We start from the raw sequence: 13,117 nt of genomic DNA, 5'->3' as shown, positions 1-13,117 counted from the left end.
TAAATTTGAAAAACAAAATAAATACTAATAATTAAAACAAAAAATTATGGCTTTCGAATTACCAGAATTAGGATACGCTTATGATGCTTTAGAGCCTCATATAGATGCACGTACCATGGAGATACACCACACGAAACATCACCAAGGATATACAACCAATTTAAATAATGCAATTTCAGGAACTGATTTAGATGGAAAATCTATTGAAGATATTCTTGCAAATTTGGATATGAATAATGCAGCAGTAAGAAATAATGGTGGTGGTTTTTACAACCACTCGTTATTTTGGAATGTTATGAATCCAGAAGGAAAAGGATATTTATCTGGTGCCTTAAAAGATGCTATTGAAGCAGCTTACGGTTCTGTAGATGCTTTTAAAGATGCATTTGCAAAAGCAGCTGCAACTCGTTTTGGATCAGGATGGGCCTGGTTATGTGTTCAAAAAGGTGGAAAAGTAGAAATTTGTTCTTCTCCAAACCAAGATAATCCATTAATGCCAGGCGTTGGTTGTGGAGGCACACCAATTTTAGGGTTGGATGTTTGGGAACACGCATATTACTTAAACTACCAAAACCGTCGTCCAGATTATATCAATGCGTTTTTTAACGTAATTAACTGGAACGAAGTTGAAAAACGTTACGCAGCAGCGAAATAACATATTTTCACAAGTTGAAATTAAAGCAAACTCATATTGGGTTTGCTTTTTTTATGGGGTAAAAGAAATCTATTTAACCAAAACACCCTTTGCTTCCATTAAAGGAATCGATTGAAGTGCCTTTAAATTAATCGTGTTTTTTCTGAATAAAAAGGTTTTATCGAACATTTTATTGCCTTCAAAAAATGATACTTTGAAAGTGTTGTTCAAGGCAAACAATTCCTCTTGCATCAATTCAATTTTTGCATAACTTTTTTTAGGAAGTGTATCTATTTTTTTTCTGAAAGTGGAGGTTGTTTTTTCTTCGGAATACCCTGTGGTTACAATTAAAACCATCTCTAAATCAACATCTTTATCGTTAATTATGTAAGCGTTCCAATCTTGCGTTTTATAAATATCGTTATACTCGTTAACTATGGCAACATAAACACCTTCAACTTTAGGAATTTCAATATCTTTCTTCATCTTGCAAAAATAGCAAACTATTCAAAATAATTATTTTTTAAAATTTAAAAACAAAAATCCTTATTAACAAACTTGATCGCGTTCGCTAATAAGGATTTTAAAAAGTTGTTAGTCACTTTAAATTATGTTATTTCCAACCACCACCAAGTGCTTCATATAAATCTACAACCGTTAATAATTGTTGCAACTTGCTATCAATCACATTTAATTCGGCACTTAAAGCACTCTGTCTAGCGGTTAATAAATCTAAATAATTGGCATAGCCGTTATTTAAAAGGGTTTCTGAATTACTTTCGGCTTGCCTTAAAGCCTCAACTTCTTTTTGTCTATAAGTAAACTTTTTTGTTTCGGCATTATACGCAAACAACGCATTTGACACTTCATTTCCTGCAACCAAAAGTGACTTTTTAAACTTTAACAGTGCTTGCTCTTGTTGTGCTTTTGCTACTTCGTATTGCGTTTTAATTTTTCGTTGATTGAAGATAGGTTGTGCTAACCCACCAACTATATTGGCAAATAATGAATTAACGTCAAAAAATTCGTCAAAATCCAAGCTTTGTAAACCTGCTGAAGCGGTTAATGTTAAAGATGGATAGAAATTACTACGCGCTACATTGGTTAGTTCAAACGATTGGATGAGTCCGAACTCTGCAGCCATTACATCTGGACGATTGCTTAACAATGTAACGGGCACACCAAGTTTCATATTCGTTTCAATAGCTTGAATATCTAAACTGTTACGCTCAAAATTTCGAGGGGAAACCCCTAACAAAATACTTAAGGCATTTTCAGTTTTAAAAATTGCCGTTTCTAAATCTACCTGTAACGCTTTGGCATTGTTATATTGTGCAATATTCTGGTCGACCGCTACTTCGGTTACTTGACCTGCATCCTTTAAAGCCTTAATAGTTTCTACACCTTTTTCACGCGTTTCAATAGTTTGATTGGTAATAGCCAATTGTGCATCTAAAGCCAATAATTGATAATAACTTGATGCAATACTAGAAACCAGTTGCGTTTTTACCGCTTGGTGAGCTGCTACACTTTGCAAATAACTTGCTTGAAATGCACGTTTATTGCTGCGTATTTTTCCCCAAATATCGGCTTCCCAAGATAAATTGCCTGCTAATTCGTAGGAGTCTATTGACGGGAAAGCACTACCAAATTGACTATTTTCAGAATTTTCCTGATGTGTGTATTTTGCACTTCCGCTTAGCGTTGGAAAATAGCCTGCTTTTCCTTGCTTTAAATAGGCTTCGGCAGCTATTATTTGTTGAATCGCCATGCGGATATCCATGTTATTCTGAAGCCCTTCATCAATATATTGGTTCAAATAAGGATCTGTAAACAAGGTTTTCCACGATAAATCTGCCATCGATACACTATCGGTTGGCAAATTATCTGTCCTAAACAAATTTTGAGTTTCTACTAACTCAGGTTGTTTATAATCTTTAGCAACAAAACAGCTTTGTAATGTTACCGAAACCACCACCAAAAGAATGGCTTTATTAAACATAGTATGTTTTATAATAGATATCATAAGCTTTAATCTTCAATAGTTTGTATTGCTGGTTTACTCGAAACTTTTTCTTGTAACCATTGAAATAATATAAATAGAATAGGAATAACAAACACCCCTAAAATAGTACCAGTAAGCATACCTCCAGCAGCACCAGTACCAATAGAATTGTTCCCTTCGGCACCTACACCTTTAGCTAAAACTAACGGCATCAATCCTAAAATGAAGGCAAAAGAGGTCATTAAAATAGGGCGTAAACGTGCTTTGGCTCCATGAATGGCGGCATTAACAATACTTTCTCCATTTTTTCGTCTTTGCAGTGCAAACTCTACAATTAATATGGCATTTTTTGCGAGCAACCCAATAAGCATGATTAAGGCAATTTGGAAATAAATATTATTTTCCAATCCAAATAACTTCGTACTTATGTAAGCACCAAAAACCCCAAACGGAAGTGAGAATATAACCGCTAATGGCAATAAATAACTTTCGTATTGTGCACTTAATAAGAAATAAACAAACAGAATACTTAGTATAAAAATAAAGGTGGTTTGGTTTCCTGCATTGACTTCCTCACGTGTTAAACCAGAATAGGCAACGGTGTAATTACTTGGTAATTTTGCCACTTCTTCTTCTATCACTCTAATGGCATCACCGGTACTAAACCCGTCGTTGGTGGCCCCTGTAATAGATGTTGAATTAAATAAATTGAAACGCGTTACCGATTGCGGCCCATATACCCGTTTTAAGTTTACAAACTGTGTAATTGGCGTCATTTCACCAGAATCTGTTCTCACATACATGCTGTTTAACGCAGCTTCATTCGCTCTATCTTCTGGTAAGGATTGAATGTATACACGGAATTGTTTTCCGAATCGAGAAAAATCTGAAGCATAAACCCCTCCAATATAACCTTGCAAGGTTGAGAAAATGCTATTAATAGGTACGCCTTTTTCTTTAGCCAATGGCACATTAATTTCCATTTCATATTGTGGATAACTAGTATTGAAAGAAGATTGCGCATATTTAATTTCTGGATGCGCCATTAAAGCCATGTTAAATTCTTTATTCACTTTATCTAAATCGGTAAACTCTCCACCAAACTTATCTAATAAATTCACCTCAAATCCAGCAGAGTTACCAAACCCACGAATACTTGGTGGTGAGAAGAAAATAATATTTGCTTCAGGAACAGACGCTGCCATTCCGAATAATTTACCAGTAATAGCTTGCACAGATAAGGAAGCGTCTTTACGCTCGCTCCAATTTTTAAGTTTTATAATTCCGAAACCGTAATTACTACCAGAACCGCTAATTAAACTTCTACCTTTAATAAAGTTGACCCCTACAACACCATCTAATCCATTTATCTTGTCATATAATTTTCTTGATACAGCATCTGTTCTATCTAATGAGGAGCCTGCAGGCAATTCGATATTGGCGAAAATAATCCCTCTATCTTCATTTGGCACAAAACCAGTAGGTGTTGTATTTGCTGCCCAAAAAATACCTGCTACGGCTAATATTAGTAATATGCCAGACACCCATTTTTTTCTGTATAAAAACTGAAGCGATCTACCATATTTAGATACCGAAGCATTAAATCCGCGATTAAAAAGTATGAAAAAACGTTGTAATGGATTTTTACCTTTTAATCCATCATCTTCTTTGTGGGTTTTTAATAATAAAGCACACAACGCCGGGCTTAAGGTTAATGCATTGACTGCGGAAATTAGAATAGCAATAATTAAAGTAACCCCGAATTGCTTATAAAAAACACCTGTTGGACCAGAAACAAACGTCACAGGTATAAATACCGCAGCCATTACCAAGGTTATGGATATAATGGCTCCTGAAATTTCATTCATGGCAGTTAACGTTGCTGTTTTTGGGTTCTTTTCGCCATTATCCATTTTGGCATGAACAGCTTCCACTACCACAATGGCATCATCTACCACAATTCCAATAGCCAGAAGCAGTGCGAACAAGGTTAAAAGGTTGATGGAATATCCAAAAATACTTAAGAAAAAGAACGTTCCAATAATAGAAACCGGAACGGCAATGGCTGGAATTAATGTAGAACGGAAATCTTGCAAGAAAAGAAACACTACCAAAAACACCAATAAAAACGCTTCCAATAAGGTAGTAATAACCTTATCTATAGATGCATTTAAGAATAAACTGGTGTCATAAGGTACGAAAATATCCAACCCATCGGGAAGGTCTTTTTTTACGGTTTCTAAAGTGGCTTTAATATTTTCAATAATCTCTTTTGCGTTCGATCCTTTGGTTTGAAAAATCCCCATAAATACGGCAGGATTACCTAAACTCATGGCATTAGATGAATAGGATTGTGCATCCAATTCTATTGTTGCCACATCATTTAAACGCAAAAACTGACCATTACCTAATGCTTTTACAACAATATCAGCATATTGTTTTTCATCTTTAAAACGACCGCTATATTTTAAAACATATGAAAATGCTTCACCATTATTTTCTCCTAACGAACCAGCAGCAGCTTCTAAGTTTTGCTCTTTTAATGCCGTTGTAATATCTGAAGGTATTAAATTATAGGCTGCTAACTTTTCTGGTTTTAACCAAATACGCATGGCATAATCTTGCTGGGAAAACACACCTACATCACCAACACCGCTAATACGTTGCATGGCTGGAATAACGTTTATTTTTAGGTAATTCTGTATAAATGTGGCATCGTAATCTTCATTTTCAGAATACATTGACACAAACATTAATGCACTTGTTTGCTGCTTTTGAGTAGTTACCCCTGTTTGAATCACCTCTTGAGGCAATAAGGAATTTGCTCTTGATACCCTATTTTGAACGTTAACCGCAGCAATATCAGCATCTACTTCTTGATTAAAATATACGGTAATTTCTCCCGTTCCGTTATTCGATGCTGTAGAAGTAATATAGGTCATGCCTTCTACACCATTAATTTGTTCTTCTATAGGAATGATAACACTTTCCAATACCGTTTCTGCATTGGCACCAGGGTAAGATGCCGTTACCTTAATGGTTGGAGGTGCAATATCTGGGTATTCCTCTATGGGTAAACTTAAAATACTTATAAACCCAAGCATCAATATAATGATAGAAATAACTGTAGAAAGTACAGGTCTTTCAATAAATGTCTTTAACATAATTTATAAGTTTCTAGTTTTTGAATAATGTTTTAATAGGCTTAAGAATGCTATCATATACTACTTCTTGAGGTGTAATTGGCATATCATTTCTCAATTTGCCAACACCCGTCACAACTATTTTATCGCCTTCATTAAGGCCAGATTCCACCACATATAAATTATCAATAGTCTCTTTAATTTTTATGATTGAAGATGTTACTGTGTTATTTGCATTCAACTTGAAAACCATCACATTACCCTGTTGTTCGTAAGTTGCTTCTTGTGGTACAACTACGGCGTTTTCATAAATAGTTGGAATTTGAATTTTTCCGCTATTTCCGTTGGTTAAAAGTTGATTCGGATTATTAAAAACAGCTCTAAAACTCACAGTTCCCGTATTTTGATTTATTTGTCCAGAACTGGTTTCAATTGTACCTTTTTCAGCAAAGGTGTTTCCGTTAGCAAGAATTAAGTTCACCTCTGGAAAATTGGCGATTTTATCTTTTAAATTTTCACCTTTAGTATTTTGTAAAAAGTTTAAATAATCGGCTTCATTCAAACTAAAAAAAGCATACACCTGTTTAATATCGCTAACCGTGGTTAAAGGAGTTCCATCGCTAGAACTTACTAAAGAACCTTCTCTAAAATTAATGGTGCCTACGTAACCATCAACAGGGCTTTTTACGTTAGCGTAATCAATATTTGCAGCAATACTGCTGTAATTGGCTTGTGCTTGTGCTAAATTGGCTTTGGCAGTTTCTAATTGTACCGGACTGATAATATTTTTTTCAACTAGCGGAATCAATTTATCAACCTCAACTTTTGCAACATTAATACGGGCTTTGGCGGCTCCAGCATCTTGACTTAACGATTGCGTTTCCAGTTTGAATAAAACTTGACCTTTCCGCACTTTTTGACCCTCATCAACCAAAACTTTTTGGATGTAGCCAGATACTTTGGCACGTACATTACTGTTCACAATACCCTCAATGTTAGTAGGGTATTCTTGAAAACCAGTAATTGTTTTATGGCTAATTATAGCTACGGGAAGCATTGGTGCCGCTGGAGCTACTTGTTGTTCTTGTTTTTTTCCACAACTGGAAGCTATTAACAATATACTAATAGCTATTAACGTGTATAATTTATTATTTTTCATTTATACTAAGTTTAAATACTGAATTGATTGGTTGATAATTTTGTTCTTAATTCTTGAATAGATTCGGTGGCTTCATCTAAAAATTTTATATAATCGTTATGAAAATTTAATTCGAATTTTTCATCGTCATTTTCAATTTTCTGATTGTTTATAATCTCTTTATAGTTTTTAATTTCTAAATGTAATTCGCGTACTTCCTGCCAATAATTAATCATTTCATCTACATGGTGAAGTATCATATCTTTATTAATCACAAAATATTTTTTGCGATCTCCTGTTTTTGTGAAATATTCAATTTTATTTAAATCTTGCAAATGGTTAAGATGGGTAGATATGGTACTTTTACTAGCGCAAAGGATGCTTACCATATCTTCAAAAGTAGTTCCTTTTTTACCAGTAAGAATAATATACGACATAATGCGAGCTGCCACGGGTGCCAACTGCTCTCTGTTCTCCAAATGCACTCCTAGTTTTTCAACCAAAGCCATTTTTTTTTCGCAAACGGGGTTTTTCATTTTAATGAATTTTAACTTGATTTTAGATACAAGCTGAGTACTTATTAAAAAAATATTTTGCAAATATAAAACAGGTTCGTTTTCAACCGAACTAAACGAAGTTAAAAAATTGTTAAATAAAAAAACCGATATTAATATCGGTTTTTATTCAATTTTATATTTAAAATTCACATTTCAATTGAAAAGATTATTTCTCGCCGTTCCTGATAATGACGTGTTTCGAATTTTCTAAACAGGCTTTAAATGTATGGGTTTATAATGCAGATTTAAACTGCTCTAAGAACCGAACATCATTTTCGCTTAGTAAACGAATATCGTTTATTTGGTGAAGCAACATGGCAATTCGATCTATACCAACACCAAATGCAAAACCAGAATATTCTTTAGAGTCTATTTTGCAGTTTTCTAAAACGTTTGGATCTACCATACCACAACCACCTATTTCTAACCAACCCGTACCTTTTGTTATGCGGTAATCAGATTCGGTTTCCAAGCCCCAATACACATCTATTTCTGCGCTTGGTTCTGTAAATGGAAAATAAGATGGACGTAAACGTATTTTAGATTTCCCAAACATTTGTGTGGTGAAATATTGAAGCGTTTGTTTTAAATCGGCAAAACTTACATTTTTATCAATGTACAAACCTTCAACTTGGTGGAAAAAACAATGAGAACGCGCAGATATGGCTTCGTTTCGATAAACTCTACCCGGAGAAATAGTTCGGATAGGCGGTTGATTATTTTCCATATAGCGAACTTGTACCGAACTGGTATGTGTACGCAATAAAATATCTGGGTTTGTTTGAATAAAAAAAGTATCCTGCATATCGCGTGCTGGATGGTATTCTGGCAAATTTAATGCGGTAAAATTATGCCAATCGTCTTCAATTTCAGGGCCTTCACTTACATTAAAACCAATGTTTGAAAAAATATCTATTATTTGATTTTTTACGATAGAAATGGGATGACGCGCACCAATTTGAATAGGGCTTCCTGGGCGCGATAAATCGCCATAAACACCTTTTACTTCTTCCTTGCTTTCAAGCTCTTCTTTTAAGTCATTTACTTTGGTTTCGGCCGTTTTTTTTAGCGTGTTTATTACTTGACCAAATTCCTTTTTTTGGTCGTTAGCAACGTTTTTAAACTCTGCAAAAAAGTCGTTTAACAATCCTTTTTTACCTAAGTATTTTATTCTAAAAGCTTCTACTTCTTCTTTAGTTTGTGCTTTAAAGGCCTCGGCTTCGGCAATAAGTTCTTTTATCTTGTCTATCATGGTTCTTCAAAATGATGGCAAATTTAATTAATTTATCCTCATTACGAGGAGGAAACGATGAAGTAATCTGTAAAAATAGGCAGATTGCTTCAGTAAATAAAAAATTTACTTCGCAATGAGGTGAAAAATTAATGTATATAGTCCGTTTCCAAAAAGTAATTTACAATGGCTTCTTTCATTAAAATACTTTGTTCGCCTGCTTTTAAATGTGGCAACGTTTCAATGGTTTTGTAATGTGGCCAACCCTCAGCATCAACAAAATCTAGTTCGTAATAGCCATACGGCGTTAGTAACTTACAAATGGCAATATGCATTAAATCAAGCTTTTGGTCTTTTTTAAATTCGCGCTCAAACTGCCCCAATTCCTGCACGCCAATTAAATAAATAATGGCATCGAGGTCTAAGGTATCACCATCGGCAAATTGAGTAGATAGTTTGTTTACTACCAGTTCCCAGCGTTCTTTTAGTTGTTCGTCTCTTGACATTTATTGGGTTGAAAAGTTTAAATTTTAAAGTTGCAAAGTTAACAAAGCTTAACTTGACTTAACGCTTCAATTTAAAAAATTATATATTTACAAAAACTGTTTTAATGAATGTTTTAGATATTACTTTATTAGGCCTTTTGGTTATAGGCTTGGTTCGTGGCTTTTGGCGCGGACTTTTTGTAGAAGTAGCCTCTTTATTAGCACTTGTTGCAGGGGTTTACGGTGCGTTTCACTTTAGCGATTTTGCCTCTGAATTTTTAAGAGAAAAAGTAGATTGGAACGAAAACACCATAAATATTGTGGCTTTTGTTGGCACTTTAATTCTTATTGTTTTAATTGTTTCGTTGGCTGGAAAAGCTTTAACCAAAATAGCAGATTTTGCGGCATTAGGACTGTTTAACAAAGCCTTAGGAGCGCTTTTTGGCGGATTGAAAATTGCTCTTATTTTAAGTGCCATTCTCATTATTTTCGAGAAATTAAATAGAACCATTCCTTTCACTGCCGAAGAAGATAAAGAGGTTTCGGTACTTTATACACCCGTAAAATCTATTGTTCCTTTAATTTTCCCAAATTTAATTGTGAATGGAAAACCTATTGGCGATGATTTAGCAAACGAAAATTCCGAAAATTGAATGAATAGGTTATGAAAGGCTAATCTAAATGATAAATTTCTCGGATACTTTCAAGAATTGTATCAAAATCAATTTTTAAATCTACAAGTTCGCCCGTATGAATATCAAATATCCAACCGTGCACTTTTAATCCACGCTCTCTAGCTGCTTTTTGAACAGCTGCCGTTTTAATTAAATTTACACATTGCTCTTCAACATTCAACTCTACAAGACGATCGTATTTTTTTTCTTCATTGGTAATCGCATTCAGTTCTTTTTTATGAATACGGTACACATCGCGAATGTTACGTAACCATGGGTTTAAAATTCCTAAATCGGCCGATTGCATGGCAGCTTTTACACCACCACACTCGTAATGCCCACATACTACTACATGCTTTACTTTTAAATGATCTACCGCATAATTCACTACAGACATAACGTTTAAATCGATACTAATAACCATATTGGCAATGTTACGATGCACAAAAACATCCCCTGGACCTAAACCCATAAGTTCTTCGGCAGTAACACGACTATCAGAGCATCCTATAAATAAAAATTCCGGATTTTGACCTGCGCCTAAATTTTCGAAATAATTTTTATCGACATCCAATTTCTCTTTTATCCATTTTTTATTATTCTGAAATATTTTATCTAAGTTCATAGCTAAATAATTATTTGCTTAAAGATACATTAAAAGTACCTGTTTTTTGATAATAAACTTTATTGAATTTACGATTTTTTAATTAAAGTGCTTTAATATCTTCTGAAGAAATCCAACCCGTTTTACCATCTTGAAGCTTTATTTTTTTCCAATTATTTACGGTATCTAAAACTTGTACTTTGGTGCCTTCATGCAATCTAAACGATTCTTCACTCCTATTATTAGGCGCATTTTTAACTAAACTTTCTTTAGCAAATACAATGGCAGGTTTATCCCTTTTATCTAAATTGAATTTATGAAATGCAAATAATAGCGTAATACATATGAAGATTAACGCAGCCAAACTCCCTAAAAAAGCGATGCGTTTTCTTAATGAAGAATAAGCGAAATAGTAGAATAAAAACAAAACCACAAAACAAAAAACAAAACCTATGGATACTTTTGCCCACCCATCAAAAGTCATTCTATTGGTCACATTATTTACAATTTTTAATAATCCAGCTTCAGGAACCACATTAATCGCATCAATGGTCATGTTTTGTGCAAACGCTAAATTATTCTTTATTTCCTCATCGTTAGGCGCAAGCTTTAATGCTTTTTCGTAATAATAAATACTGGGTGCTATATTGTTTAACTTGTAATGGGCGTTCCCCAAATTAAAATAGAGTGCTGCGGAATGGTTTTTAGTATCTAAAATAGTTTTGTATTTATCTATGGCTTCGCCATATTTTCCGGCGTTATACAAGGCGTTTCCTTGTTGGAAAGCAGCTTCATTTTGAGCCAATGAACCAACGCTGAACAAAAACGATAGTATGTATAATAACTGCTTCATCTTAACGTGCTTGTTTATCAATTAATGAAATGGTTTTTGCGGCTTTTTCATAATCTTCCCGCATGGTTACAATATCAATGGGCGTGTAACGTGCTAGTTCGCAACTTTCCAAAATTTTATTAAAATCTACTATCACCTCATTTTCAACCTGCTTAGCAGCTAATAATTCGTTGATTTTTTCCTTGCTTAAATCGTAAGTTTCTATGTGTAATTTCGCTTTTAAATAATTATGCAATGCCTTCTCCAAAGCAATATAAAATGCTTCTTTTTGTCCGAGTGATTTTTTAGCATGACTTAAATATTTTTTAGCCAACTTATCTGCTTTTCTAATTCTATTACCGTACACATCGGCATCTCTTGTAGCTTTTTTGTTTCTAATAACGATGGCTAATGGAATTGCTAAAAAAGGCAATAACAACAAACTCCAAAAGCCCGTTGTTTTAAAAAAGGTTGTGTTATGTATGCTTTCAAAAGTCGTTTTTGTTTTTATAAATGCAAACTGATCTTTATTAAGAACAACCGCTTGTTTTCCGTTATTTGTAACTGTTGCGTTATTAGTATTGGCATTATTTATGGGGCCATCTAAAACATCTAAAATAATTTCATCTGAAGATAAACGCTTGTATTTTTCTGTTTTTAAATCGAAATATGAAAATGAAATACTTGGTATGGGATATTTACCTTTGAATTGAGGTACGATGGTATAACTATCTGAAATAGCGCCCTGCATACCCGATAAACTGGTGTTAACCTCTTCTTTATGTTCGGGTTCGTAAACTTCTAACGAACTTGGCAATGATACTTTAGGTAACTTGAAAAGTTTTAAATTTCCGTTTCCTTTAACAGCTACTTTTAATTGCAACGATTCCGAAGCATCTAAACTTGTTTTTGATGGCACTACGTCAAAACTAAAATCGCCTACTGCTCCAGAAAAATCCAATGGTTTGCCTTCTTCGGGTAAAGCTTTAACGTTAATAGTGCTATTTCCAGCCGAAACAACTCTGTTAGTACGCGTCATCATAAGACTTCCAAAAATATCCCGTCTATTAGTAGGCACACGCAATGCAATATCTAAACTAAGTGGTTCTATGTCTAATTTTCCTGTTTTCTGTGGATATAAAACCTTTTTTCTCAATACTAAAAAGCGATATTCTTCACCTTTAAACATACCGTTTTGAACCTTCTGATCTTGGGTATCGATATTTTGGCTCCAGAAATCGTTATACCTTGGGCTATCAATTTCATTCCAGCTATCTACGGCTATATTTGGTGATACATAAAGTTTATATACCACTGTAATCGCTTCGTTTAAATAAGGATTGGTTTTTGAAATTTCTGCTACCAAATGAATATTCTCTGAAGCAATATATTCTGGATTATTAGGGTCTTTAGGTATTTCTACAGCCGCAGTAACTTCAATAGGAATAGGTACTGTTTTATAAGTTTCTCCTCCAATATTAATGGTAGCTTGAGCAATGGTGAAATTCCCTCTACCTTTAGGGGCTAAAAAATAACTGTATGTTTTTTTAAAACTTCTTACGCCATTTATCCATGAATTACTTACAGATTGATTAGGCCCACCCACTACGGTGAAATTTGAAAAATCGGTCGGATTAAAATTATCGCCATCCTGATTCATTTCAAAATCGATACGTAAACGCTCATTAACCCCAAGCTTTTGCTTGCTAACCTTAGCATCAAACTTTACTTGAGCAGAAAGCATACTTGTTGTAAGTATGATTAGTATTATGGATATGTGTTTTATGAATTTCATATAGAGTTACGATGTTTGA

General features: G+C 34.1%; 12 protein-coding genes. 2 read left to right on the top strand and 10 right to left on the bottom strand.

Going from position 1 to position 13,117, the window contains the following annotated elements; all coding sequences use genetic code 11:
- Positions 1 to 46 precede the first annotated feature (46 nt).
- Complete coding sequence (locus EV196_RS17580; RefSeq protein ID WP_132219084.1) at positions 47 to 655, top strand: superoxide dismutase; 609 nt, start codon at positions 47 to 49, stop codon at positions 653 to 655.
- A gap of 69 nt (positions 656 to 724) precedes the next feature.
- Here the strand turns inward: EV196_RS17580 and EV196_RS17575 are convergent, their stop codons facing one another.
- From EV196_RS17575 to EV196_RS17545, 7 genes are all read right to left on the bottom strand, one after another.
- Positions 725 to 1,120, bottom strand: a complete 396-nt coding sequence (locus tag EV196_RS17575) for a hypothetical protein (protein ID WP_132219083.1) — start codon at positions 1,118 to 1,120, stop codon at positions 725 to 727.
- A 127-nt stretch (positions 1,121 to 1,247) separates the two neighbouring features.
- Positions 1,248 to 2,660, bottom strand: a complete 1,413-nt coding sequence (locus EV196_RS17570) for an efflux transporter outer membrane subunit (RefSeq protein WP_132219082.1) — start codon at positions 2,658 to 2,660, stop codon at positions 1,248 to 1,250.
- A gap of 5 nt (positions 2,661 to 2,665) precedes the next feature.
- Positions 2,666 to 5,803, bottom strand: coding sequence for an efflux RND transporter permease subunit (locus EV196_RS17565; RefSeq protein WP_132219081.1), 3,138 nt, complete (start codon positions 5,801 to 5,803; stop codon positions 2,666 to 2,668).
- A gap of 13 nt (positions 5,804 to 5,816) precedes the next feature.
- The gene (locus EV196_RS17560; RefSeq protein WP_132219080.1) at positions 5,817 to 6,941 is read right to left on the bottom strand and encodes an efflux RND transporter periplasmic adaptor subunit; all 1,125 of its coding nucleotides are present in this window, start codon (positions 6,939 to 6,941) and stop codon (positions 5,817 to 5,819) included.
- 11 nt (positions 6,942 to 6,952) lie between these two features.
- The gene (locus tag EV196_RS17555; RefSeq protein WP_132219079.1) at positions 6,953 to 7,456 is read right to left on the bottom strand and encodes a GbsR/MarR family transcriptional regulator; all 504 of its coding nucleotides are present in this window, start codon (positions 7,454 to 7,456) and stop codon (positions 6,953 to 6,955) included.
- Between the two features lie 253 nt (positions 7,457 to 7,709).
- The gene (gene pheS, locus EV196_RS17550; RefSeq protein WP_132219078.1) at positions 7,710 to 8,729 is read right to left on the bottom strand and encodes a phenylalanine--tRNA ligase subunit alpha; all 1,020 of its coding nucleotides are present in this window, start codon (positions 8,727 to 8,729) and stop codon (positions 7,710 to 7,712) included.
- A gap of 128 nt (positions 8,730 to 8,857) precedes the next feature.
- On the bottom strand, positions 8,858 to 9,214 hold the full coding sequence (locus EV196_RS17545; RefSeq protein ID WP_132219077.1) for a hypothetical protein: 357 nt from the start codon (positions 9,212 to 9,214) through the stop codon (positions 8,858 to 8,860).
- A 104-nt stretch (positions 9,215 to 9,318) separates the two neighbouring features.
- Here EV196_RS17545 and EV196_RS17540 point away from each other — a divergent pair, with 104 nt between their 5' ends.
- A complete protein-coding gene (locus tag EV196_RS17540; protein ID WP_132219076.1) occupies positions 9,319 to 9,846 on the top strand; it encodes a CvpA family protein in 528 nt (175 codons plus the stop codon).
- A 19-nt stretch (positions 9,847 to 9,865) separates the two neighbouring features.
- Here EV196_RS17540 and EV196_RS17535 read toward each other — a convergent pair whose 3' ends face one another.
- The 3 genes from EV196_RS17535 to EV196_RS17525 all read right to left on the bottom strand — a co-directional run bounded on the left by EV196_RS17535 (position 9,866) and on the right by EV196_RS17525 (position 13,098).
- Complete coding sequence (locus EV196_RS17535; protein WP_132219075.1) at positions 9,866 to 10,492, bottom strand: carbonic anhydrase; 627 nt, start codon at positions 10,490 to 10,492, stop codon at positions 9,866 to 9,868.
- An 82-nt stretch (positions 10,493 to 10,574) separates the two neighbouring features.
- Complete coding sequence (locus EV196_RS17530) at positions 10,575 to 11,324, bottom strand: SH3 domain-containing protein (RefSeq protein WP_132219074.1); 750 nt, start codon at positions 11,322 to 11,324, stop codon at positions 10,575 to 10,577.
- 1 nt (position 11,325) lies between these two features.
- Positions 11,326 to 13,098 (bottom strand): BatD family protein, encoded by a 1,773-nt coding sequence (locus EV196_RS17525; protein WP_132219073.1) that lies wholly within the window; start codon positions 13,096 to 13,098, stop codon positions 11,326 to 11,328.
- Positions 13,099 to 13,117 lie beyond the last annotated feature (19 nt).

The sequence above is a fragment of the Mariniflexile fucanivorans genome (assembly GCF_004341235.1).
Lineage (GTDB): Bacteria > Bacteroidota > Bacteroidia > Flavobacteriales > Flavobacteriaceae > Mariniflexile > Mariniflexile fucanivorans.
Note: the sequence above shows the minus strand (reverse complement) of the source record. Positions and strands in the feature narration are given on the sequence as shown.